The following is a 24,726-nucleotide window of genomic DNA, read 5'->3' on the forward strand; positions in this document are numbered from 1 at the left end:
AGCCAGCAACGCTGCCATCAAAAATGCCTTCACTATGACTTTGCCCATGCTTTGCTTTCTCTGTTTCATGGCTGCACCCTAGGCCAGAACCTGGCGCAAGCACAGCATCCCTGCGCCCGACATCACCGCACGCGGATTTCAGCCACGCGTTGCCATGAACTGGGCCAGCCGCGCCAGCCCTTCCGTGATATCTTCGGTTGACCGCGCATAGGAAAACCGCAGCGTCGTTGCGCCGCGTACTGGATCAAAGTCCAGCCCAGGAGTCACGGCAACCCCAGCCTTTTCAAGGATTTCCGCCGCAAAGCTGCGGCTATCAGAGGTCAGATCCGCCACATCGGCATAGACATAAAATGCCCCGTCCGGCGGCGCAATCTTGTCAAAGCCCGCCTTTGGCAGCCCCTCAAGCATCAACCGGCGATTACGCGCATAAACCGCCAGATTTTCGCGCATCTCATCCTGACTGTCCAAAGCCGCAAGCGCGGCCACCTGGCTGGCATGCGGCGCACAGATGAACATATTCTGCGCCAGCCGCTCGACCACCCGCACGTGATCTTCGGGCACCACCATCCAGCCGGCGCGCCAGCCAGTCATGGCAAAGAACTTGGAAAAGGAGTTGATCACATAGCAGTCGTCGGTCAGCTCCAGCGCGGTGACCGCCTTGGCCTCATACTCTAGCCCGTGGTAGATTTCATCGGAAATGAACGCAGCCCCCTGGGCCTGCGTTGCCTCGATCAGAGCCCCCATGGCTGCACGGTCCAGCATGGTGCCGGTGGGGTTGTTGGGCGACGCAACCATCAGCCCGGCCAGATCAAGCCCCGCCAGATCGGCGGCCACCGGTTGCAGCCGGTTTTCAGCTGCAGTTTCAATATCCACCGGGGTCAGCCCCAGCGCCTTGAGGATCTGGCGATAAGACGGATAGCCCGGCGCGCCAATGCCAACCCGGTCTCCGCTGTCAAACAGCGCGGTAAAGCTGAGCAGAAAGGCGCCGGAAGAACCCGGTGTTACCACCACCCGCTCTGGGTTCAGATCGACGTTGTACCATTCACCATAAAGCTGCGCGATACGTTGCCGCAGGGCGGGTAGCCCCAGCGCCACGGTATAGCCCAAGGCATTGTTTTCCAGCGCATCCGCCAGCGCGCGCCGCGCCGCCATTGGCGCACCGGTTGACGGTTGGCCCACCTCCATGTGGATGATGTGGCGACCCTTTTCTTCGGCCTGGCGGGCGGCCTCCATGACATCCATCACAATGAAGGGATCAACGTTTGACCGGCTTGAGTTTCGCATGCTCATCTCCCATGGTGCGCGCATGACTTTTGACCGCTTCTCCCGCCTGGCGTCAATCCCGGCCCTGATGTTTTGTGCCCTGCTGTATACTGCCGCCGCAGTGCAGGCGGCCTCTATTACCTTGTTGCGGGATGCGGATATCGAACAGGGCCTGTCGAGACTGGCCGCGCCTGTGCTGCAGGCCGCAGGGTTGAATGCAAAACGGGTGCGTGTGCTGGCGGTGAACGACTCACAGTTCAACGCCTTTGTCTTGGACAGCCGGACGATTTTTTTGCATTCTGGCCTAATCCTCAAATCCACCAGCCCCGAAATGCTGCAAGCGGTGATCGCCCATGAGGCGGCCCATATCAGCAACGGCCATCTGGCGCGGCGGATGCAGAACATGCGCTCTGCAGGATCGGCGGCCGGGCTTGGCTTGGCGCTGGCCGCGCTGGCCGCGGCAAGCGGTTCTCCCGAGGCCGCAGCGGGAATCGCTATTGGCAGTCAAACCTCTGCACTGCGGGGGTTTTTATCCCATACCCGCGCTGAAGAATCCTCGGCTGATCGGGCAGCTGCCAGCTATCTAAGAGCAGCCGGGATCAATCCGCAGGGTCTGGTCGATGTACACCAGCTCTTTGCCGGACAAGAGGTCCTGAGCGCCGCCCACCAGGATCCCTACATGCGCTCGCACCCGCTTAGCCGGGATCGGATTCGCGCTGCCAAGGCCTTTGTTGCCGCCACTGGTGCCGCCCCTCATCCCAACCCGCAGGCAGACTATTGGTTTGCGCGGCTACGCGGCAAGCTATCGGGCTTTACCCGCGCGCCGAAATGGAGCCTGCGTCGCGCCACGGATGAGAGCCATAAAGACATCCAGCTTATGCGCGAAGCCATCGCCCATCACAGGCGCCGCAACCTGTCAAAGGCGCTGCGCGCGATCAATGCTGCCTTGGCAATCCGGCCCAATGATGCCTATTACCACGATCTCAAGGGGCAGATTCTGTTTGAACACCGCAACTGGAACGCCGCCAAGAATAGCCTGGCACGGGCGGTGCAGCTGGTCCCGTCAGATGCGTTGCTCCTGGCCAGCTATGGGCGGGCGCAACTCGCCGCCGGAGCGCCGCGCGAGGCCCTGAAGACGATGGAAAAATCCCGCAATCTGGATTTTCGCAATACGCTTTTGCTGCGGGATATGTCACAGGCCTACGCCAAGACCGGTCAAAACGGAATGGCAGCCGTGGTAACCGCCGAACGCTATGCCCTTGCCGGGCGTCTGGACGATGCAGGCCTGCACGCCAAACGTGCCACCGCCCTCTTGCCGCGTGGGTCTGCCACCTGGCGGCGGGCCCAGGATGTCTTGGTGGCCTATGAACAAAGTCAGAAAAGGAAACGACGATGAAATCTCTCTCACGCAGGGTCACTGGGGCCACAACCGCCCTGATGCTGGGGCTGGGCAGCCTGCCGGCGCAGGCCTTTGATCTGGGTGCCATGTCCAAAGATGAACGCGCGGCCTTTGGCGCAGAGGTGCGTGCCTATCTGATGGAAAACCCCGGTGTCATCATCGAGGCCGTCAACCTGCTGGAACAACAGCAGGCCGCGCAAGAGGCCAACCGCGACGAAGCCATGGTCGCGGCCAATATGGAAGAGCTGTACAATGACGGCTATTCTTGGGTTGGTGGCAACCCCGAGGGCGATATCACCCTGGTTGAATTCATGGATTATCGCTGTGGCTATTGCCGCAAGGCCGCCCCCGAGGTTGCCAAGCTGTTGCAGACCGATGGCAACATCCGCCTGATCGTCAAGGAATTCCCGATCCTTGGCGAAGCCTCTGTCTTTGCCTCGCGCTTTGCGGTGGCGGCCAAGCAGGTGGCGGGCGACGACGCCTATGAACAGGTGCATGACGCCCTGATCGCGATGGGCGGAGAGCCAAACGAGGTCACCCTGCGCCGTCTGGCCGACGGGCTCTCGCTGGATGCAGATGCGATTATTGCCGCAATGGATACCGAGGCCGTCACGGAAGAACTGCGCCGCACCCGCGCCCTGGCGCAGAACCTGGCGATTTCGGGCACGCCGACCTTTGTTCTGGGCGACCAGCTGCTGCGCGGCTACCTGCCGGCCGATCAGCTGAAAGCCCTGGTCGACGAACAGCGCGAAGAAAACAGCTGATCGCGACCTCTATCAACAAAACAAAAGGGCGCTGGTGTGGCGCCCTTTTCGTATAATTCTTTGATTTCATGTAGGGCACCGGCGCAAAACCCCTGCCCCGCTACGCTGGCACCAATCAGGCCTCGGCAGCCTGGGCGGCCTCTTGCGCGTCGATGGCTGCAGCCTTCTTCTCTACCTCTTCGACGATATGGTCCACCATGGCAGCATTGCTCATCTTATGGCTGGCCTTGCCCGCCAGATAAACCATGCCAGAGCCAGCGCCGCCGCCAGTAAAGCCCACATCCGTCATCAGGGCCTCACCAGGACCGTTCACAACACAGCCAATAATCGACAGGCTGAGGGGCGTGTGGATATGGGCCAGCCGCTCTTCCAGCGCTTCGACCGTCTTGATCACGTCAAACCCCTGGCGCGCACAGGACGGGCAAGAGATAATGTTGACGCCACGATGGCGCAGGCCAAGGGATTTGAGGATCTCAAAGCCAACCTTGATCTCTTCGACCGGATCCGCCGACAGGCTGACGCGCAGGGTATCGCCAATGCCCATCCAAAGCAGCTGACCCAGGCCAATGGCGGATTTTATCGTCCCCGAGACAAAGCCACCCGCCTCGGTAATGCCTAGATGGATCGGAGCATCCGTCGCTTCGGCCAACTGTTGATAGGCAGCGGCAGACATAAAGACATCCGAGGCCTTGACCGAAATTTTGAAGTTGTGAAAATCGTGATCTTCCAGGATCTTGATATGATCCAAGCCGCTTTCGACCATGGCTGCAGGACAGGGTTCACCGTATTTTTCCAGCAGGTGCTTTTCCAGCGATCCGGCATTGACGCCAATACGAATGGCGCAGTTGTGGTCGCGCGCCGCCTTGATCACCTCGGCAACCCGCTTTTCATCGCCAATATTGCCCGGATTGATCCGCAGACAGGCAGCCCCGGCTTCGGCCGCCTCAATCCCGCGCTTATAGTGAAAGTGAATATCAGCCACGATCGGCACCGGGCTTTCGGCGACGATTTCTTTCAGCGCCTTGGAAGAGGCCTCATCCGGGACAGAAACCCGAACCAGATCCGCCCCCGCTTCGGCGGCGGCCTGCACCTGGGCAATGGTGCCGGAAATATCGGTGGTCAGGGTATTGGTCATGGTCTGCACCGCGATGGGCGCATCGCCGCCAATGGCCAGGTTGCCAACATGGATCTGGCGACTTTTGCGGCGCTCGATATTGCGCCAGGGGCGAATGTGATTCATCGACATGCAGACTGATCCCGGTTGATCCTCATTACCGGTTAGATACGGGCTCCGCCCCGGCGCTGCAATGGGGCGACCAACGGGCAAGCCCGGCAAAAGCACTTTCTTTGGCCGAAAAGACCAAGCCCCCCTGGATGAAACAGATCAACAGGCGGGCAACACGGCACAGCCTGGACCCGCGATCACAACAATAAGACATGGGTCGATGCATCGAAAGCCCGCGCAAAATCCCGATAAGGGGTCGGCACAGCCGTAAGGCAATTTATTCGCTGGCAGGTTTCTGGGTTTGCAATGATGCCACCATGGTGGCCAGGGCGCTGTTTTTCACATCCGCCAGATCAGCCACTTCAAACCGATCCAGCACACCGTCAACCGAGAGATCGATGTTCTTGCTCACCTGGCCACGATCGCCCACCGGGCCAAAGTGATTGCCGTTGACGGCAAAGTAAATCGCGCCGCTTTCGCCGGTGCGCAGCTTTGGCGCCTCTTCGGTGAGCGGCACTGTGAAGCTGTCACCGGCGTTCATGATTGTTTCATAGATGACCGAGCCATCGGCGACGGTCACCTGCACCCAAGAGGGGCGCACCGCAACCATTTCAACCCCAGGAGAGACGGTTTCGACAACCTGTGGCACGCCCGCCCCCGCAGGGCCGTCGGCTGGCAGGCTGGCATCCGCCAGGAGCACACTGGGCAGTTCTTCGGGCACGGCAAAGTTACCCAGGCTGCGCGGATCAAGCGTTGCGATGGGGGCATCACGCGCTGTCAGAACCGGCACATCCAATGCCTGCGGACGATACAAACGATCCAGGGCCTCGGTCGCGGGGTCGCTGACAGCATTTGCCGCCGTCATCGCATCGCCAAGACGGCGCGCGGATTGCAGCGGGTCGACATCTGCCAAAACCAGCGGCGTCTGTTCCACCGGGGCGAATTGCACCTGCTGCACTTCTTTCAGGATGCTCAGCCCACCATAGCCAATACCGACGATAAGGCCGACAAGCACCAGCAGAGAGCCGATAGCGCGCGGTTCAATATGGCTGAAGACCCCAGCATCCGCCGGTGCAAAGGGTGTGGTTGGGGTGGTAAAGGCACCACTGCCCAGACCACCGCTGGTGGTGGTGACCGGACGGGGCAGTGCTTTACGCGACGAAGCCTGGGAGGACATGCCATGCGCAACAGAAAAGCCGCTTTCGCGGCAAAACGTTTCAAAAGCAACCTCGGGATCCATGTTCAGATAGCGCGCGTAAGAACGCACATAGCCGGCGATAAAGCCTGGCGTATCAAAAACGGAGGGTTCGGAATTTTCAATGGCAGCGACGTAAGAGGCCTTGATGCGGAGTTCGCGCTGCACATCGAGCAGGGATTTCCCCATGGTCGCCCGCTCGCCACGCATCATATCCCCGAGGCGCATCTCATAATCATCGAAGCTCTTCAGAGCAGGAATCTCTTCATGCTCCTTCGACTTGCGCAAAGTGAGGCGCCTCATCATGCCCGCTGTCCCATCATAGCCTGCCGCAATCGACATCTCAGGGCACTCACCGAATCACATCGAGATTCAGCTGTACCTTTTCATTGAGTAAGACATAACACACTCAACCGCTTTGAACACAAAACTGTGCTTTAACCGGCCAGTTCGGCACGATTCAGCGCACAATGCGCCCAAAGACTGTCCATTGCCTGGACCAGGTGGTCGATTTCTTTTGGCCCATGCACCGGCGAAGGCGTGAAGCGCAGCCGTTCGGTGCCCCGTGGCACAGTTGGGTAGTTGATCGGCTGCACGTAGAGGCCGAACTCTGACAGCAGCATATCGCTGAGTTTCTTGGTATGCACAGGATCGCCAACAATCACCGGCACGATATGGCTGCCGTGGTCGATGATCGGCAGGCCCAGACCTTTCAGCCGCAGCTTCAGCGCCTTGGCCAATGCCTGGTGTTCGTCGCGCAGCTCGGGGTGCTCTTTCAGATAGGCGACCGATGCCGCTGCCCCGGCTGCAACCGCAGGCGACAAAGAGGTGGTGAAGATAAAGCCCGGCGCATAAGAGCGGATCGCATCGCACATTTTGTTCGAAGCCGCGATATAGCCGCCCATCACACCAAAGGCCTTGGCCAGGGTGCCGTTGATGATGTCGATACGGTGGGCCAGATTATCGCGTTCAGTCACACCGCCACCGCGCGCCCCGTACAAACCCACGGCATGCACTTCGTCGATATAGGTCAGGGCACCAAATTCATCCGCCAGATCGCAGATCTCCTGAATTGGTCCAAAATCGCCATCCATGGAATAAACCGATTCAAAGGCGATCAGTTTTGGCGCGCCCGGATCGTCTGCCTCTAGCAGCTGGCGCAGATGCGCCACGTCGTTGTGGCGGAAAACACGTTTGTCACCACCATTGCGCCGCACCCCTTCGATCATCGAGGCATGGTTCAGCGCATCAGAGTAGATGATCAGCCCCGGAAACAGCTTGGGCAGCGTCGACAGGGTGGCATCATTGGCAATATAGGCGGAGGTGAACAACAGCGACGCCTCTTTGCCGTGCAGGTCAGCCAGCTCTGCCTCTAGCCGTTTGTGATAGACCGTGGTCCCAGAAATATTGCGCGTCCCACCAGAGCCTGCCCCGGTGGCATCAATGGCGTCGTGCATCGCCTGCAACACGACGGGGTTTTGCCCCATGCCAAGATAGTCATTGCCACACCAGACCGTGATGTCCTGGCTGCTGCCATCCGGGCGGGTCCAAACGGCATGAGGAAACTGGCCATTTCGGCGCTCGATATCGATAAAGGTGCGATACCGCCCCTCTTCGTGAAGGCGATCAATGGCGGCATCAAGTTTCGCGGAATAGTCCACCGGCTTCTCCATAGCTATCTCAAGGCGCCGATCCGGCAGCGCTGGCTGTGTATCTGGAACGCAGTTGGCTGGTCGCAAACTCATTCATATTAGTGAATAGGTACCAAATGCGTATCGTCTCTTCAAGCTGATAGGCCGCAAGACGCGTAACAACTTTGATGTAGGTCAAATAAACCTATAGCAATCGCCCGGCAAGAAGCTCAGCGCCCGCTTTCCCCCCTAAACCGGCAAATCCGCTGCGACAAAAGTTCCAAATGCAGCTGATTGGAAACCCAATGGGGTCATTATCGCTGCCGCAGCCACGTCCCGCGCAGGCCAAACGCACAGGCTGGCAGATCTGGCTGGCAGATCTGGCCCCCGGCATTTGAGGCTGCTAGGGTCCCGGCATCACTTCTCAATTCCCACCAACTGCCGGAGAAAACAATGTCGCTGAACGACGTGCTTGATCGGATTGACACAGAGCTTGACGCCGCCACAGAGCGCCTGCTGGAGCTGCTGCGCATCCAATCCATTTCCACTGACCCCGCCTTCAAGGCCGACTGCGACAAGGCCGCCGATTGGCTGGTTGCAGATCTCAACAGCATCGGCATCCCGGCGCAAAAACGCCCCACCCCCGGCCACCCGATGGTGGTGGGCCATATCGGTGAAGAAAATACCGAAGCGCCGCATGTGCTGTTTTATGGCCACTATGACGTCCAGCCAGTTGACCCGCTGAACCAGTGGACCACGCCGCCCTTCGAACCACAGCTGGAAGAGACGGAAAACGGCACCGTCATTCGCGGTCGCGGTGCCTCGGATGACAAGGGGCAGCTGATGACCTTTGTCGAAGCCTGCCGCGCCTGGAAAGCAGTCCATGGCTCTCTGCCCTGCCGCATCACCTTCTTCTTTGAAGGCGAGGAAGAAAGCGGCTCTCCCTCGCTGGTGCCCTTCATGAAAGAACACGCCGCCGAGCTGAAGGCGGATCTGGCGCTAATCTGCGACACCTCGATGGTGTCGCGCGGGGTGCCGTCGATTTCCTCGCAGCTGCGCGGCATGGTCAAGGATGAATTCACCCTTGTTGGGCCACGCATCGACCTGCATTCCGGTCATTACGGCGGACCCGGCCTGAACCCCCTGCGGGAAATGTCACGCATCATCGCCTCTTTCTATGACGAAGACAGCGGCGCGGTTGCAGTGGAGGGCTTTTACGAGGGGGTCGAAAAGGTGCCAGCCGAACTGCTGCGCCAATGGGAGGCCTCGGGCTTTGATGCCAAGGATTACCTGGGCAATGCAGGCTACACCCAGGCCCATGGGGAAAAAGACTACACCATCCTTGAACAGCAATGGGCCCGCCCGACGCTGGAAATCAACGGCATCTGGGGCGGCTATAACGGCGCGGGCTCCAAAACCGTGATCCCATCCGAAGCCCATTGCAAGATCACCTGCCGTCTGGTCGGCGACATGAATCCAGATGCCGTGCGCGACAGGTTGCGCAAACATGTCGAAGCCCAGGTGAAACCGGACTGCAAAGTGGTCTGGAACAACGATCTGGAAGGATCTCGTGCCTCGGTGATGGATATTTCCCGCCCCGAATTCGAAGCCGCCCGCGGTGCGCTCAGCGATGAATGGAAACGCGAAGCCGTCTTCTGTGGCATGGGCGGCTCTATCCCGATTGCTGGATTCTTCAAATCGATCCTGGGCATGGAATCGATGCTCGTCGGCTATGCCAACGAGGATGACGCGATCCATTCGCCCAATGAAAAATACGACCTCAAGAGCTTCCACAAGGGCACCCGTTCCTGGGCGCGCATCCTGGATGCCTTGAGCAAATAACGACCATCAGGAGGGGCCGCCACATCGGCCCCTCTACCACAGGCGCCCCGGCTGCGTCGTACCAAAGCCTCTGCACCTCTCCTACAGGGAAATATGTGCGATATTCGCCCAGATCCCAGCCTGCTTTAAGACTTGCTTAGCCAGATCTTGCGAGACTGGGCAGGAATATTACTGCCCTTGCGAATGGAGACAGACAATGCCGCATAGCAAATTCAAACGTCCTGCCGGTTTTGAAGGAATCCAGAGCGATCCGGAAGAAAGCTACCGCGCGGGCTATCAACACGGGGTGCGGGTCATGCTGCGCCACCTGGAAGCAAAGCCGACACCAGACATGGAACGCCTGACAGAGTGGGTCAACTCAGAATTGACCGCCTGGCGCCACGATACCCAGGCCGAACCCACGCCCCCTGCCCCCTGATCCCGGCGGCATCCCTGATGCGGTGAAACAGATTGTCCAGCCCCTGCACGGGGCTGTTTGCCCATCTAGGGCTTTGCCGCGCAGCGCCCGGAATATGCCGTGCCCAGGGTGGGCATCGCTTCCAGTGCGGCTTTTCCGCAAGAAAATTATATGATCATATATGGTGAAAAGTGGCGCGGTTGACGGGGCTCGAACCCGCGACCCCCGGCGTGACAGGCCGGTACTCTAACCAGCTGAGCTACAACCGCGCATCTATGCCTTTTCAGGCCACCCAAAGGGCACAAGGAAAGTGGCGCGGTTGACGGGGCTCGAACCCGCGACCCCCGGCGTGACAGGCCGGTACTCTAACCAGCTGAGCTACAACCGCGCATTTTCCTTCTTCTGTGGCTTGCGCCACATTCCCCATCCGGAGCGGGATTTGATATGCTCAAATCAAACAGGCAGCAGTGGCGCGGTTGACGGGGCTCGAACCCGCGACCCCCGGCGTGACAGGCCGGTACTCTAACCAGCTGAGCTACAACCGCGTGCTGCCCATCCAGCGTTGCTGCTGAATGTTGGGCTGTAATATTCCCAGCACTCGGGGATCGTCAAGCGGTGTTTTGGCATTTTCTCCGCTTTGGTCGAAAAAAATAGCCAAAACATCCTAACTATTTGATTTTCATAACTTCGATTGCGCTCACCCGGACCGCCAGCGCCATTTCAGATGCGGTAGCCCAGAATCGGGCACAGCCCGCACAGCGGCGCTGGTCGGGATTTACCAATCCGGAGTGCGGCCTGATGCAGCAAAAGCCGATCAATCGATGCAGACTTCCTTCAGGGTCGTCATCATCGCGTCGTAATTCGGGACGAAATCCTCAATATGATGCGAGCTCTGCTTGCCCTTTTCATTCAGCTTGTCGAGGTTGTCCCCCTCGCCAGACACATCAATGCCGATCTGCCGCGCCAGATTTGCCGCATGCACAGAAACTGGCTGTTCCCCTTTGTAGATTTCTTCAAACACCAGCCATTGGTAGGAAACATTCTGATACCGCAGCACCGAAAGCATACGCCCCAACATCAGCTGGTCATTCCAGTATTGCCTTTTGACCTTCTCCAGGTTGACGGGCGTTGCCTTGAATTCCCCGGACAAAATCCCCGGATAGCGCGCCTCTTCCTGCTCTGGCCCCCAGGCACCTGTCGACATCGCCATAAAGAGAGACCGCAAGCGGCGCACGCTATCGCGACGCGTCAGGACAATGAAGAAATACCCCCGCTTTTTTGCGCATTTGATCAGGGTTTTTGTTACCTCGGGGGGCACAACCTCGATGCAGTGTTTTACATTGACCTCTGCCTCCAGCAGCGCGTCAATATCCGCCTCAAGCGCGACCAGGTCCCTGCCGTCCTGGAATTTTTTAACAACATGCCCCCACATCCTGTCAGGATTGAACGGTTCGTGTTCAACACTTCGGAACGGCGAGACCTGCGCGAGAAAGCTTTGCAGAGAGGTCCCGCCAGTGCGGCGCAACGTCAGGGTTAAAGTGGGACGAGGTTCAGGCAAGCGTCTCTCTCCTATGGATATGAACATCCGGTGGTTTTAGATTTTGCCGAAACTTAGCACTGGCTTACAGGGGCAGCAACACGCAGATGCCCCCTGCCCAGCCGCCCAGAAATGGGCGAACGGCCCGCCAGTTCCCGTCCGGGAGCTGCACGCCTGGCTGGACGACGTGACCCTGCACACGATTCGCCACTCTGCGCTGCTGCAATGGTCTCAAATGCGGGGCCACTGGAAAGGTTACCCAACGCCCTGGGCAGTCCAGCAGGGCGCCCCCCCACTGTCAAACCGACGCCAGATCTGCACCGGATCAGATTCAAGATACGGCAAAGATACTGGATTGCGCTCTGATCCGAAAATTCAGGTAATACAGGACGCGGTTCGGGGAGCTGCGGCACATTTTGCAGGCCAGCCCCAACCCCTGAATCTAATTAAATTTATCAAGGGGTTGGATGGTGGGTGATGAGAGGCTCGAACTCCCGACATCTTCGGTGTAAACGAAGCGCTCTACCAACTGAGCTAATCACCCGATATGCGGGGATTTAGACAAAGAGCGGGACGGACGCAAGAGGGGAAAAGGCATTTCTTTCAAAAAAAACCGCTTACTTCAAAAGTTCTTCTTTGCCGTGCTCCAACACATAGACGCAGCCCTGCTCATTCGACAGCGCCGCCATCTCCTCGCGTGACAATCCCTGGGCAATGCCGCGCAGCACCTGCCCCAGCAATCCATGCGCAACCACCACAGAAGGGCCTGTCAAAGACTGCATGAACGACAGGATCCGGGCGTGGAAACGCCCATAGCCTTCGCCATTGGGCGCGGCGCAGAACAGATCCAGATGCCTGGGATTGCTGTCCCAGATGGCGGGATAGCGCGCTGCGACCTCTGGCAGTGTCATGCCTTGCAGATCGCCGGCATGGGCCTCGGCCAGGCGGGAATCGGTGGCATAGCCCTTACCGCCAAGGGCGATCTCGGCCGTTTGTTGCGCCCGCCCCAACGGCGAGACAAAGCAGGCAGGCGACTGAGCCAGAATCGGGCCCATCACGGTGGCCTGCTGCTGTGCATGGGTCAGGCCCAGGGGGCTCAGACAAGATTCCAACTGCCCCTGGATGCGCAATTCGGCGTTCCATTCGGTTTGCCCATGGCGCAGAAACCAGATTTTTGGAAAAGTCGTCATTGGCTGCCTATCCCCGTGGCTTGATTGAATTTCCATACTGTTAGCGCCGCCTTGCCAAGAAAGAAAGCACCCCCCGCACCAAGCCAAGCCGCACAGGTCTCGCATCAAGCCCCCTGCGCCTCTCGACAGCGGTGCAGAAAATCTATTTGTTGCCAGCCTCCACCCACAGATGGCCCGCCCTTCCTCGGCGCGGTGCTGAAACACACTGGCGATACCGTGATGACCTGCACGCTCTACTCTTTTCGCAGATGCCCCTATGCCATGCGCGCCCGGCTGGCCCTTGCCGCAGCCCAGCAACAAGTAGAGCTGCGAGAGGTGGTGCTACGCGACAAGCCCGCAGCCTTTTTGCAGGCTTCAGACAGTGCGACCGTGCCCTGCCTCGTGACACCTGAAGGCGCAATCGACGAAAGCCTCGACATCATGGCCTGGGCTCTGCGCCAGAACGATCCAGAGCGCTGGCTGGACATGCCACAGGCGGGATGGGATTGGATCAACCGCGCCGACGGACCGTTCAAACAGGCGCTGGATCGCACAAAATACGCCAGCCGCTACCCCGAAGAGGACAGCGCAGAGCAGCGAGAACTGGCCGCAGAGTTTCTGGCGCAGCTGAACGATCAGATCGAGGATTGGATCTTTGCCGAGGCCACGCTAGCGGACTATGCGATTTTGCCCTTCGTGCGTCAGTTCGCATTCATCGACAAACCCTGGTTTGACAGCCAGCCCTGGCCCGCCCTGCAGGCCTGGTTGCAGCGTTTTCTGATCAGCCCCCGTTTTGCGGCTATCATGCATAAATACCCGCAATGGCACGCAAGCGATGCGCCGACGATCTTTCCTGACGCTGAAGGCCCTGCCCAGCCTACACGTTAGGCTGCAACCAGGCCTGCAAGTAAAGCTGCATCCGTTGCGCCATGGGCTGGCTGCGATGCAACGCACAGAAATGCAGCGCCATGGCCTGGGTAAGAAAGGCCTGCAACCCCTCTGCCTGTAGCTCTGCATCAATGTCGCGGCGAAAATGACCCGTTTCAAACCAACGTGTTGCCAAGCGGTGATAGCGTTCAAAGGTGGTGGCAATCACACCGATTTCAGCAATTGCAGCGGCCCCTGACAGCCGCAGAATCACATCAAAGACATAGCGTTCCTGCGTCATCACCGTCAGCAAAGGCGCATGCAATGCCACCAGATCCGCCACCGTTTCAGGCGCGGCTTTCTGCGCCATCTGATCCAACTGCCGGTCAATCGCGGTGCCGATCAAGATGTCCATCAGGGCGTCTTTATCCTTGAAATGGGCAAAGAAAGTGCCCTTGGCAACGCCTGCACGCTTGACCACTTCCTCGGTGCGCAGCGCTGCATAGCCCTGCTCGGCTACCAGATCGGTGGCCACCGCCACAAGCCGGGCGCGGGTCTCTAGGGTTCGTTTCTGCAACTGTTTTACCATGAAGCCTTAGGTGCCACGTCCAGGCCACAGGGTCAAACCGGGTCACGACTCCTCTGGCACGGCTCACATATAAATTGACCTTAGTCATTTAAATGTTGACCGCAGTCATTAATGTCGAATAAATGACCGCAGTCAATTACTGGAGATACCGATGACCCGGATCTATATCTTGAATGGCCACCCTGCCGAAACCTCTCTCTCAAAGGAGCTGAGCCTCACCTATGCACGCAGCGCCAAAGCCAATGGGCATGAGGTCCGTATCAGCCATCTGCATGACCTGACCTTTGATATGGATTACGGCTTTGCCGGTTACGCCCAGACCAAACCCCTGGAACCCGACCTGGAAACCTTTGTCAGCCAGCTGCAATGGAGCGAGCATTTTGTCCTGACCACGCCAATGTGGTGGGGAGGAATGCCCGGAAAATTGAAAGGCTTGTTTGATCGCGCCCTACTGCCGGGAACCGCCTTTGATCCGCGCAACACCAAGATGGGCCTGCCAGCCCCCCTGCTGCAAGGACGCAGCGGCCGGGTCTTCATGACCTCGGACACCCCAAAATGGGCCATGTCCCTGATGTATAACAACGCCATGCTGCGGCAGACAGAACGTCAGATCCTTGGCTTTATCGGGCTAAAGCCGGTCAAGACCTCATTCTTTGCCCCGGCGTCGCAGCCAAAACCCAAGGCGGTCGCGGGCTGGCTGGCGCAGGCGCAGAAACTGGCGGCAAAGGCCGCCTGATCCGGCACCTTTCCGCATAATAGGGGCCGGGCCTTGCGCGATATTCCCACGCAGCCCGCCCCCCCAGTTCAGGCCCCCAGTTCAGGCCCTACCCGCGCGACGTGTCTTTCAAACGAAACCGCTGGATCTTTCCGGTCTCGGTCTTTGGCAACTCTTTGGTAAAAACCACCGAGCGAGGATATTTGAAGGGGGCAATGCTGGCCTTGACGTGATCCTGCAACAGCTTGACCAGATGGCCCGAGGGCACCTCTCCGGTCGAAAGCACCACATGCGCCTCGACGATCTCTCCGCGGGCCTCATTCGGGACCCCGATCACCGCGCATTCCGCCACGGCCTCATGCGACAGCAGCGCCGCTTCGACCTCGGGGCCGGCAATATTATAGCCAGACGAGATGATCATATCGTCATTGCGGGCGGCAAAATGCAGATACCCGTCTTCATCCATGACAAAGCTGTCGCCCGTGACGTTCCAGCCGTCCTTAACATAGATCTCTTGCCGGTCGTCGGCGAGATAGCGACAACCGGTCGGACCCTTGACCGCCAGGCGGCCAACCTCGCCGCGCGGGGCCTCGTTGCCGTCAGCATCCAGCACCCGCACCTGATAGCCCGCCACCGGCTTGCCGGTGCAAGCCGGGCGGTGGTCGGAAAAGCGATTGGTGATAAAGATATGCAGCATCTCGGTGGCACCAATACCATCCAGCATCGGCTTGCCAGTCTTGGCAATCCAATCCTCATAAACCGGCGCTGGCAGGGTTTCTCCCGCCGAAACCGCCGCCCGCAGCGATGACAGATCCGCCCCCTCCTCCATCGCCTGCAGCATCACGCGATAGGCCGTCGGTGCAGTAAAGCAGACCGTTGCGCGATATTTCTCGATGATTTCAATCAAGCTGGGCGGTGAGGCATTTTCCAACAGCGTCGCCGCCGCGCCAAAGCGCAGAGGAAAGATCGCCAACCCGCCCAGACCAAAGGTAAAGGCCAGCGGCGGCGAGCCGACAAAGATATCTTCGGGCTGCACATCCAGCACTTCGCGGGCATAGCCATCGGCAATGATCAACAGATCGCGATGAAAATGCATCGTCGCCTTCGGCGATCCCGTAGTCCCCGAGGTAAAGCCCAGCAACGCCACATCATCCCGCCCGGTTTCAACCGCATGATAGTGAACCGGTTTTTCCAGCGCCAGCCGGTCCAGCTCGGCATCATGATTGGATGTCCCGTCAAAACCGACAACCGATTTCAGATAGGTCGACTCTTTGGCGCAGGTGACCAGTTCGTCCATCAGCCTGGTATCGCAGAGCGCATGGCTGATCTCTGCCTTGTCGACAATCTGTCCCAGCTCTCCGGCGCGCAGCATAGGCATGGTATTTACCACCACCGCGCCCACCTTGGTCGCCGCCAGCCAACAGGCCACCATGGCAGGATTATTGGCCGAACGGATCAACACCCGATTGCCCGGCTTCACGCCAAGATCCTCCACAAGCACATGGGCCAGCCGATTGGTCCAATCGCTCAGCTCCTTGTAGGTGCGGCGACGTCCATTGCCGATCAGGGCGGTGCGATCACCAAACCCCTTCTCGACCATGGCATCGGTCAGTTCGACGCCAACATTGATCCGCTCGGGATAGTCAAACCCCTCCAGCAGGAATTCCGGCCACTGTGCCTCGGGGGGCAGGTTGTCACGGGTAAAGGTATCAGCATGGGCACTTGCGCTCAGCATCTCACTTGCCCCCCTGATAGGCACCTAGGGTTTGCCGGGCAATCACCACCCGTTGCACATCCGATGCTCCCTCATAGATGCGCAACGCCCTGATATCACGATATAGCTCTTCGACCTTTTGACCATGACGCACGCCATCACCCCCATGCAACTGCACCGCTTTGTCGATGACCTGCTGCGCCTGATCAGTGGAAAACAGCTTGGCCATAGCAGCCTCGCGGGTGACGCGCGCTGCACCGCTGTCCTTCGCCCAGGCCGCGCGGTACACCAGCAGCGCCGCCGCATCCACATCCAGCGCCATATCCGCGATATGGCCCTGCACCATCTGCAATTCAAACAGCGCCGCCCCCTGAACCTGCCGGGATGACACCCGCTCCAAGGCCTCATCCAGGGCGCGCCGGGCAAACCCCAACGCCGCCGCAGCGACAGTCGACCGGAACACATCCAACACCGACATGGCAATCTTGAACCCCCCCCCCGGCTGCCCCAGAAGGGCGGATTTGGGAATGCGACAGTCGGTAAATCGCAGGGTGGCCAAGGGATGCGGCGCAATGACCTGCTGCCGTTCAACCACCTCAAACCCAGGCAGACCCGCCGGTACAACAAAGGCCGACAGCCCCTTGGCACCCGGTGCCTCTCCGGTGCGGGCGAACAGAGTGTAGACATCGGCGATGCCACCATTGGAGATCCAGGTCTTTTCCCCATTCAACACATAGTCATCGCCATCCAAATGCGCCGTCATCGTGGAATTTGCCACATCGGATCCAGACTGCGGCTCGGTCAGGGCAAAGGCCGAAATCGCCTTGCCACTGCGGGTCAGCGGCAACCATTCCGCCTGCTGTGCCGCCGACCCAAAGAGAGAAATGGCCCCGGTTCCCAGCCCCTGCATCGCAAAGGCAAAATCGGCCAGCCCGTCATGGCGCGCCAGGGTTTCACGGATCAGGCAGAGGCTACGCACATCCAGGCTCTCGCCCGTCATTGCGCCGCTGTGCTGCGCCCAGCCGCCCGCACCCAAAGCAGCAACCAGACTGCGGCAGGCCTCATCGACATCACTGTGATCAATGCCGCTCAGGTGCTGCTCGGCCCAAAGGTCCAACTCATGCGCCAGCGCCCGATGCCGGTCCTCAAAGAATGGCCAGCTCAAATATGTACGGTCTGCCATCTGTCACCCCTTCTCTTCATCTTCCCAAAAATACCTCCGCCGGAGGCATCCAACCGCTGCACCACGTGCTGCGGCTTGCCGATCAATCGCCCTCAAAAACCGGTTTTTCCTTGTTTACAAAGGCATGATAGGCACGTTCGAAATCTGCCGTCTGCATGCAGATCGCCTGCGCCTGGGCTTCGGCCTCGATGGCCTGCTCGATCGACATCGACCATTCCTGCGCCAGCATGGTCTTGGTCATCATATTGCCAAAGTTCGGCCCGGCCGCGATCCGCGCTGCCAGGGCCGCAGCCTCGGCGTTTAGATCTTCGCCCGGCACCAGCTTGTTATGAAACCCCCAGGCAGCGCCCTCTTCAGCGCTCATGGATCGGCCTGTATACAGCAGCTCCGCTGCGCGGCCCTGACCAATAATCCGCGGCAGGATCGCACAGGCCCCCATGTCGCAGCCAGCCAACCCCACGCGGGTGAACAAAAACGCGGTCTTTGCCTCTGGCGTCGCGATCCGCAAATCAGACGCCATGGCAATAATGGCACCAGCCCCGACGCAGATGCCATCAATCGCCGCAATGACCGGCTTGCCGCAGTTGACAATCGCCTTGACCAGATCCCCGGTCATCCGGGTGAAGGCCAGCAACTCTTTCATGCTCATCTTGGTTAGAGGGCCAATGATTTCATGCACATCCCCCCCCGAGCTGAAGTTGCCACCATTGGACGCAAAGACCACGGCCTTGACCGCGTCATTGTAGTGCAGATCGCGGAACCAGTCGCGCAGCTCAGCATAGCTGTCAAAGGTCAGCGGGTTCTTGCGCTCTGGCCGATCCAGAGACACCGTGGCGATGCCCTCTTCAATCTTGCAAAGAAAATGCTGTGTATCCACCTGGGTCATTGCGTTTCATCCTTGTTTTCCAACCGCCGGGCCACTGCATCCAGCGCCTCGGCCATGCCCTGTGCCGCCTCAGGCGCCACATCGGCAAAAATTCCATCAATCCACTGCTCATGCGCGGCTGCCTGGCGGGCAAATTCCGCCTCCCCCTCCGGGGTCAGGCGCACCCGGCTGGCGCGCCGGTCTCCGGGCACTTTTTCGCGCAGCACATGGCCATCCTCTACCAGACGCTCAACAATGCCGGTCACATTGCCATTGGACACCTTCAGCACGCTGGACAGTTCGCTCATCTTCAGCCCGGTGACATGCTGGCTCAGCGCTGCCATCACGTCAAAGCGCGGCAGCGTGGTAGCAAACCCCTGCCGCAGGTTTTCGCGCAGTTCGGTTTCCACACTGCGCGTCGCCTTAAGCACCCGCAGCCACAGCCGCAGCCGGTCTTTTGCAATATCCGTCTCGCTCAAATCTCACCTCCTGAAATCGGCAGCGCCGCCCCATTCACCGAAGAGGCGCCAACGCTTGCCAGCCACAATGCGGCCTCGGCCACTTCACCCGGTTGGATAAAACGATCCTGTGGGTTGCCACGGCGCAGTGATTTTGCGGCTTGTTCCGGTGACATGCCAGTGGTTTTCACGATGGTCTCAAGCGAGTTCTGGAGCAAGGGTGTCTCGATAAAGCCCGGACACAGCGCATTTGCCGTCACCCCCGTCTTGGCCAGCTCAATCGCCAGGGCGCGGGTCAGGCCCAGCACCCCATGTTTGGCCGCACAGTAGCCTGACACATAGGGATAGCCCTTTAGCCCGGCTGTTGAAGCAATGGCGATCAACCGCCCCCAGCCTGCCTGCTTCATCATCGGCAGACAGGCCTGCCACAGATTGAACACCCCCAACAGATTGACCCCAAGCGCACCGGTGAAATCTTCCGGTGTCATACGCTCAAACGGTTTTGACGGCGCGGCCCCCGCATTGGCCAGGGCAATATCAACCCCGTCCTGCTCGGCTGTGGCCGCCTTGATCGCCTGATCAAGACTGTCCCGCACCGTGACATCGCAGGACAGCGGCAGGGCGCCGGTTTCTGTTGCCACATCCTGCAGGGCCTCTGCGCGCCGCCCAAGGATGGTAACGCGGGCCTCTTGCGCAGCGAACTGGCGCGCAAGTTCCGCCCCCAGCCCCGACCCACCACCAGTGATAACAACATGTTTGCCAGCAAAGCTCATGCGCGGATAACCTCTGCTTCGCGGTCAGCCAGTCGCCAGGCCTGATCGCGGCCGGCAAGATAGGGCAGCGGCCATGTGCCCGCCCGATCCCCTAGTTTGCTGGCCTCATGCAGGGTCCAATAGGGGTCCGCCAGATGCGGACGCCCGACACAGACCAAATCGGCCCGCCCCGCCATCAGAATGGAATTGGCGTGATCGGCCTCGTAGATATTGCCCACCGCCATGGTGGCCAGGCCCGCCTCGTTGCGGATCCGGTCGGAAAACGGTGTCTGGAACATGCGGCCATAGACCGGCTGACCTTCAACCGAGGTCTGCCCGGCAGAGACATCGACAATATCAACCCCCGCTTCAGAGAAGGCGCGCGCGATATCGACCGCCTCTTCCGGGGTGACCCCATCCGCCCCCAGCCAATCCGTGGCAGAGATGCGCACCGACATCGGCTTGTCCGTCGGCCAGACCGCGCGCATGGCAGAAAAGACCTCTAGCGGGTAGCGCATCCGGTTTTCCAGCGACCCGCCGTACTCATCCTGCCGAATGTTGGATTTGGGAGAAATGAACGATGAAATCAGGTAGCCGTGCGCCGCATGAAGTTCGATCATGTCAAATCCACAACGCGCTGCCATCTCGGCGGCGGCGGTAAATTCGCCTTTGACCTGGTCCATTTCAGCGCGGTTGATCGCACGCGGGGTGGTGTTTTGATCCGACCATGGCAACGCCGAGGCAGAGACCAGATCCCAGTTGCCGCTCTGCAGTGGCGCATCCATGGTTTCCCAGCCAACCTGTGTTGACCCCTTGCGCCCGGAATGGCCGATCTGGCAACAGATCTTGGCATCGGTTTCCTGATGAACAAAATCTACCAGACGCGTCCAGGCCGCTTCATGTTCGGGCGCATAAAGACCCGGACAGCCTGGCGTGATCCGCCCCTCGGGGCTGACGCAGGTCATTTCGGTGTAAACCAGTCCGGCGCCCCCCTTGGCGCGTTCACCATAATGGATCAGGTGCCAATCGGTGGGGCAGCCATCTACCGCCTTGTACTGCGCCATCGGCGAGACCACGATGCGGTTTTTCAGATGCATATCGCGCAGCTGGTAGGGGGCGAACATCGGCGCACGCACTGGGGCATCCGCAGGCACACCAGCCTTGTGTTGAAACCACTTTTCCGCCGATTTCAGCCAGTTCGGGTCACGCAGGCGCAGGTTTTCATGGGAAATACGCTGGCTGCGCGTCAGCAGGGAATAGTTGAACTGGACCGGATCCATATCCAGGTAGCGTTCCACATCCTCGAACCATTCCAACGAATTGCGCGCCGCCGATTGCAGCCGCAATACATCCAGGCGCCGCTCTTCCTGGTAACGCTCAAAGGCGCGCTCCAGGCTGTCCTCGCAGCTCAGCAGCTCTGCCAGCGCAATGGCGCTATCAAAGGCAAGCCGCGTACCAGAGCCAATCGAGAAATGCGCGGTCGCAGAGGCATCCCCCAACAGCACCACGTTTTCATGGTGCCACTTATCGCAGAGCACCCGCGGGAAGTTGATCCAAACCGCGGACCCACGCAAATGATCCGCATTGGAAATCAGGTTGTGGCCACCCAGATGATCGGCAAAGATTTCCTCGCAGGTGCGGATAATCTCTTCCTTGGACATATCCTCAAAGCCCCAGCGATCCCAGGTCTCGCCCGAACATTCGACAATCACCGTCGCGGTGTTGTCGTCAAATTGATAGGCATGGATCCAGACCCAGCCATGTTTGGTCTTTTCAAAGACAAAGGTGAAGGCATCATCAAATTTCTGATGCGTTCCCAGCCAGATAAACTTGCAGGGGCGCACATCAACATTGGGTTTGAAGTGATCGGCAAACTCGTTCCGCACCGCCGAGTTCAGCCCATCGCACCCCACCACCACGTCATAGTCTTTCTGATAGTCTGAGGCGGGTTTCGCACGGGATTCAAAGCGCAGGTCAACGCCAAGCGCCAGGGCGCGCTCTTGCAGGATCAAAAGCATCTTTTTACGGCCGATCCCGGCAAAGCCATGCCCCTGAGAGACCGTGCGGACGCCTTCTTGCACCACGGCAATGTCATCCCAATAGGCAAAATTCTCTTTGATTGACTGGGCGCTGGCAGGGTCATTCTTGCTCAGGTTCTCTAGCGCGTCATCAGACAGAACCACGCCCCAGCCAAAGGTGTCGTCGGCCTTGTTCTGCTCGAACACCGTGACCTCGGCCTCGGGCTGCCGCAACTTCAACGAGATTGCAAAATAGAGCCCGGCTGGCCCGCCTCCTAAACATGCGACTTTCATGACCCATTCTCCCTGGAAGTAGATTGTGTAGTCAGGATAGGTTGGCGCGTTAAAACTTCAAGCTTAAAGTTTCAGGCTTGAAGTTAATTCGATGATCAGGCCCGCAAGGCGCCCCAGCCAAAATTTGCCCGCGCGGCGTGGCAGCCCAAGCCCCCCGGGTAAAACGGCTGTTTGAAATATCCACAGCCCCCTATGGGTATTTTCATTTTAACTATCTTTAACAATATTTTAAGAGACACTCTTAAGTGCAAAATCTGGCAGGGAAATGGAATAACCCATAATCATCACCGCGGCATGAAGCATAAAATACAGCAAATTTCGGGCAGCACCCAGGTTTTTACCCCCCTTGCTCACCGCAAGCTTCGACCAGAGAAGCCAAGATCACCAGAAAAGTTGAGAAATGGTAATTTTTTGCCACTTTTTTGCGCAAAGCGCGCAGATACCTACGACAAAAGACAACCCCGCCACCCAGGAAATCAGACGAAAAGCGTGAATAGGCGACAATAAAACCGGATAATACCCCCCCGCGCGCCGCAGAAAACTGACGCCAGACCAGGCGGGCGACGCAGAATTACCTCGGGGCGATGAGCCTGGGGCGCAGGTCAGATTTCGCGCAGGTAGCGCATAACCGCCTCGCGAACCGATTGGTCGCCACGATGACGTGAGGCAAAGATGACGCGCCGCAGATCAGCCAAGTTAACTCTCATTAACAAAGACTTAACGGGCCCAATTGAAGCAGGCCGCATTGACAGCGTATGCATCCCCATTGCCGCGAGGCAGACTGCCTCGATGGGGCGGCCGGCATCCTCACCACAGAAACTCAGTGGGGTACCCGAGATGGCGCAGCGCTCAACAATCTGCTCTATCAGGCTCAGGAAGCTCACATTCAGGCTATCATACCGCTTGCGCACACGTTCATTCTCGCGGTCGGCTGCAAAGAAAAACTGCTTCAGATCATTGCCGCCCACCGAGACGAAACCAACATCGTCAAAGAACTTTTGCGGGGCAAAGGCCAAAGATGGGGTTTCCAGCATTGCGCCGATCTCAAGGCTCTCTGGCAGAGCATGGCCAAGAATGCGCTCGCGCTCCAGTGTTTTGGTCACCTCATCGCGCGCCGCGCGGTATTCTTCGGCCTGGGCAACAAAGGGAAACATCACTGTCAAAGGCCGCCCATCTGCGGCCCGCATCAAGGCCTGCAACTGCATCCGCATGATGCCAGGCTTGTCCAGCCCCACCCGGATCGCGCGCCACCCCAAAGCCGGGTTCGGCTCGTCGTTGGGCTTCATATAGGGCAGCACCTTGTCAGAGCCGATATCCAAGGTTCGAAAGACAACCCGCTTGCCATGCGCCGCATCCAGCACCCGTTTATACAGGGCCACCAGTTCCGAACGCCGGGGCATCTGGTTCCGTACCAGAAATTGCAGCTCGGTGCGGAACAGGCCAACACCCTCGGCCCCCGAATTTTCCAGCGACGGCAGATCCGCCATCAGCCCTGCGTTCATCACCAGGTTGATCTTCTGACCATCCAGAGTTATCGCCGGTTTGTCGCGGATCGAAGCATAGCGTTGCTGTGCCTGGGCCAACATGGCGATCTTGTCACGAAAAGCCCCGACCACGGTATCGTCGGGGCGCAGGTGCACCACGCCCTGCTCGCCATCCACCATGATATGATCGCCGTTCAAGGCCTCGGTGCTGATCCGTTTGGCATTGACTACCAGTGGAATAGCCAACGCCCGTGCCACGATCGCCGCATGCGATCCAACCGAACCTTCCTCAAGCACGATGCCCTTGAGGTTGCGGCCATATTCCAGCAGTTCCGCCGGGCCAATGTTGCGCGCCACAAGAATCGGATCTTCTGGCAGATCAGCCCCGGTTTCGGCCCCCTGCCCGGTCAGAATGCGCAGCAACCGGTTGGACAGATCGTCCAGATCGCTCAGCCGTTCTCGCAGGTAGGCATCCTGCGCCTGCGACAGCCTGGCGCGGGCCTGGGATTGTTCCTTTTCCACCGCCGCCTCGGCGCTGAGCCCGCGTGCGATATCTTCCTCCATCCGCCGCATCCAGCCCTTGGAATTGGCGAACATGCGATAGGCCTCAAGGACTTCCAGCTGTTCCTTATCGCCGTTTTGCGAGATCTCCAGCATCTTGTCGACGCCCATGCGCAGGTGTTCCACTGCCTCGCACAGCCGCACCTGCTCGCGCTCGGGGTCGTCGGCGAATGGGTTGGTGACCAGCACACGTGGTTCATGCAGCCAGACATGACCCTCTGCGGCGCCTTCCTGCGCGGCAGTACCGGACAACAGAACTGCCTGCTGGTGCAGCGGCGACAACGCCGCCCCCTCGCCGACAAAGGCCCCAAGCTCTGTCATCTCGGCGATGACCATGGCCACCACCTCTAGCGCATAGACCGCATCTGACGAAAATTCACGGGCATCATTCGACTGTACCACAAGCACGCCAAGCATTTCGCCAAGCCGTTGGATCGGCACACCAAGAAAGGAAGAAAACCGCTCTTCTCCGGTTTCCGGCATATAGCGGAACCCCTTGGCGTTGGGGGCATCTGGCGTGTTGATCACCTTGCCAAATTTGGCAACCCGGCCCACCAGACCTTCGCCAATGCGCATCCGGGTCTGGTGTACGGATTCGACATTCAGACCTTCACTTGCGCAGAGCTCAAGCGTGTCATCATCGCGAAACAGATAGACCGAGCACACCTGGGTGCCGATGCTGTCGGCAATCAGATGGGTGATCTTGTCCAAACGGGCCTGGCCAGGGTTGTCCCCGGCCATAGCCTCGCGCAAGCGGCCAAGCAGCTTGCGACTTTCAGATTCAGTACTTTCGACCATGGGCCC

The 24,726-nt window shown here is 59.1% G+C and carries 20 protein-coding genes and 4 tRNA genes; 6 read left to right on the forward strand and 18 right to left on the reverse strand.

From position 1 onward, the window contains the following. Positions 1–138 precede the first annotated feature (138 nt). Positions 139–1,284, reverse strand: a complete 1,146-nt coding sequence (locus tag P2081_RS18480; protein ID WP_278924281.1) for a pyridoxal phosphate-dependent aminotransferase — start codon at positions 1,282–1,284, stop codon at positions 139–141. Here P2081_RS18480 and P2081_RS18485 point away from each other — a divergent pair. Beyond that, positions 1,283–2,659 (forward strand): M48 family metalloprotease, encoded by a 1,377-nt coding sequence (locus P2081_RS18485; RefSeq protein WP_278924282.1) that lies wholly within the window; start codon positions 1,283–1,285, stop codon positions 2,657–2,659. The genes P2081_RS18480 and P2081_RS18485 overlap by 2 nt on opposite strands. Further along, positions 2,656–3,426: a DsbA family protein gene (locus tag P2081_RS18490; RefSeq protein ID WP_278924283.1), complete on the forward strand. Its 771-nt coding sequence runs from the start codon at positions 2,656–2,658 to the stop codon at positions 3,424–3,426. Before P2081_RS18485 ends, P2081_RS18490 begins: the two co-directional genes overlap by 4 nt. Before the next feature lie 115 nt (positions 3,427–3,541). Here the strand turns inward: P2081_RS18490 and ispG are convergent, their stop codons facing one another. The 3 genes from ispG to hemA form a co-directional block, all read right to left on the reverse strand. Continuing rightward, positions 3,542–4,672, reverse strand: a complete 1,131-nt coding sequence (gene ispG / locus P2081_RS18495) for a flavodoxin-dependent (E)-4-hydroxy-3-methylbut-2-enyl-diphosphate synthase (RefSeq protein WP_278924284.1) — start codon at positions 4,670–4,672, stop codon at positions 3,542–3,544. A 256-nt stretch (positions 4,673–4,928) separates the two neighbouring features. Further along, positions 4,929–6,152, reverse strand: a complete 1,224-nt coding sequence (locus P2081_RS18500) for a helix-turn-helix domain-containing protein (protein ID WP_278924285.1) — start codon at positions 6,150–6,152, stop codon at positions 4,929–4,931. 131 nt (positions 6,153–6,283) lie between these two features. Further along, positions 6,284–7,507: a 5-aminolevulinate synthase gene (gene hemA / locus P2081_RS18505; protein WP_278924305.1), complete on the reverse strand. Its 1,224-nt coding sequence runs from the start codon at positions 7,505–7,507 to the stop codon at positions 6,284–6,286. Between the two features lie 423 nt (positions 7,508–7,930). On the opposite strand from hemA, the gene P2081_RS18510 reads away from it, so the two are divergent. Both P2081_RS18510 and P2081_RS18515 read left to right on the forward strand, forming a co-directional pair. Further along, positions 7,931–9,319, forward strand: coding sequence for a M20/M25/M40 family metallo-hydrolase (locus P2081_RS18510; protein WP_278924286.1), 1,389 nt, complete (start codon positions 7,931–7,933; stop codon positions 9,317–9,319). A 196-nt stretch (positions 9,320–9,515) separates the two neighbouring features. Further along, positions 9,516–9,737 carry a hypothetical protein gene (locus tag P2081_RS18515; protein ID WP_278924287.1) on the forward strand — a complete coding sequence of 74 codons (222 nt, stop codon included), beginning with the start codon at positions 9,516–9,518 and terminating at the stop codon, positions 9,735–9,737. A gap of 171 nt (positions 9,738–9,908) precedes the next feature. Here P2081_RS18515 and P2081_RS18520 read toward each other — a convergent pair. From P2081_RS18520 to P2081_RS18545, 6 genes are all read right to left on the reverse strand, one after another. After that, positions 9,909–9,985 (reverse strand) — tRNA-Asp (locus P2081_RS18520). A gap of 42 nt (positions 9,986–10,027) precedes the next feature. Continuing rightward, positions 10,028–10,104, reverse strand: a tRNA-Asp gene (locus P2081_RS18525). Between the two features lie 80 nt (positions 10,105–10,184). Further along, positions 10,185–10,261: transfer RNA gene (locus tag P2081_RS18530), tRNA-Asp, on the reverse strand. Between the two features lie 269 nt (positions 10,262–10,530). Then, the gene (locus tag P2081_RS18535) at positions 10,531–11,274 is read right to left on the reverse strand and encodes a hypothetical protein (RefSeq protein ID WP_278924288.1); all 744 of its coding nucleotides are present in this window, start codon (positions 11,272–11,274) and stop codon (positions 10,531–10,533) included. 447 nt (positions 11,275–11,721) lie between these two features. Next, positions 11,722–11,797, reverse strand: a tRNA-Val gene (locus tag P2081_RS18540). A 73-nt stretch (positions 11,798–11,870) separates the two neighbouring features. Beyond that, positions 11,871–12,443, reverse strand: a complete 573-nt coding sequence (locus tag P2081_RS18545) for a histidine phosphatase family protein (RefSeq protein ID WP_278924289.1) — start codon at positions 12,441–12,443, stop codon at positions 11,871–11,873. Positions 12,444–12,662: 219 nt separating this feature from the next. Here P2081_RS18545 and P2081_RS18550 point away from each other — a divergent pair, with 219 nt between their 5' ends. After that, entirely contained in the window at positions 12,663–13,310 is a 648-nt protein-coding gene (locus P2081_RS18550; protein ID WP_278924290.1) for a glutathione S-transferase, read from the forward strand. Here the strand turns inward: P2081_RS18550 and P2081_RS18555 are convergent. Continuing rightward, a complete protein-coding gene (locus P2081_RS18555) occupies positions 13,300–13,866 on the reverse strand; it encodes a TetR/AcrR family transcriptional regulator (protein WP_278924291.1) in 567 nt (188 codons plus the stop codon). The genes P2081_RS18550 and P2081_RS18555 overlap by 11 nt on opposite strands. A 163-nt stretch (positions 13,867–14,029) precedes the next feature. On the opposite strand from P2081_RS18555, the gene P2081_RS18560 reads away from it, so the two are divergent. Further along, on the forward strand, positions 14,030–14,614 hold the full coding sequence (locus P2081_RS18560; RefSeq protein WP_278924292.1) for an NAD(P)H-dependent oxidoreductase: 585 nt from the start codon (positions 14,030–14,032) through the stop codon (positions 14,612–14,614). Between the two features lie 88 nt (positions 14,615–14,702). On the opposite strand, the gene P2081_RS18565 is transcribed toward P2081_RS18560, so the two are convergent. From P2081_RS18565 to ptsP, 7 genes are all read right to left on the reverse strand, one after another. Next, positions 14,703–16,328, reverse strand: coding sequence for an AMP-binding protein (locus P2081_RS18565; protein WP_278924293.1), 1,626 nt, complete (start codon positions 16,326–16,328; stop codon positions 14,703–14,705). 1 nt (position 16,329) lies between these two features. Further along, positions 16,330–17,490, reverse strand: a complete 1,161-nt coding sequence (locus P2081_RS18570) for an acyl-CoA dehydrogenase family protein (RefSeq protein WP_278924294.1) — start codon at positions 17,488–17,490, stop codon at positions 16,330–16,332. An 82-nt stretch (positions 17,491–17,572) separates the two neighbouring features. After that, positions 17,573–18,376: an enoyl-CoA hydratase family protein gene (locus tag P2081_RS18575; protein WP_278924295.1), complete on the reverse strand. Its 804-nt coding sequence runs from the start codon at positions 18,374–18,376 to the stop codon at positions 17,573–17,575. After that, entirely contained in the window at positions 18,373–18,834 is a 462-nt protein-coding gene (locus P2081_RS18580; RefSeq protein ID WP_278924296.1) for a MarR family winged helix-turn-helix transcriptional regulator, read from the reverse strand. Before P2081_RS18580 ends, P2081_RS18575 begins: the two co-directional genes overlap by 4 nt. Beyond that, positions 18,831–19,586, reverse strand: coding sequence for an SDR family NAD(P)-dependent oxidoreductase (locus tag P2081_RS18585; RefSeq protein WP_278924297.1), 756 nt, complete (start codon positions 19,584–19,586; stop codon positions 18,831–18,833). The genes P2081_RS18580 and P2081_RS18585 overlap by 4 nt, the downstream gene beginning before the upstream one ends. Continuing rightward, the gene (locus P2081_RS18590) at positions 19,583–21,877 is read right to left on the reverse strand and encodes a bifunctional salicylyl-CoA 5-hydroxylase/oxidoreductase (protein ID WP_278924298.1); all 2,295 of its coding nucleotides are present in this window, start codon (positions 21,875–21,877) and stop codon (positions 19,583–19,585) included. Before P2081_RS18590 ends, P2081_RS18585 begins: the two co-directional genes overlap by 4 nt. A gap of 602 nt (positions 21,878–22,479) precedes the next feature. After that, positions 22,480–24,720 (reverse strand): phosphoenolpyruvate--protein phosphotransferase, encoded by a 2,241-nt coding sequence (ptsP, locus tag P2081_RS18595; RefSeq protein ID WP_278924299.1) that lies wholly within the window; start codon positions 24,718–24,720, stop codon positions 22,480–22,482. Positions 24,721–24,726 lie beyond the last annotated feature (6 nt).

Source organism: Pseudophaeobacter profundi (assembly GCF_029697505.1).
Classification (GTDB): domain Bacteria; phylum Pseudomonadota; class Alphaproteobacteria; order Rhodobacterales; family Rhodobacteraceae; genus Pseudophaeobacter; species Pseudophaeobacter profundi.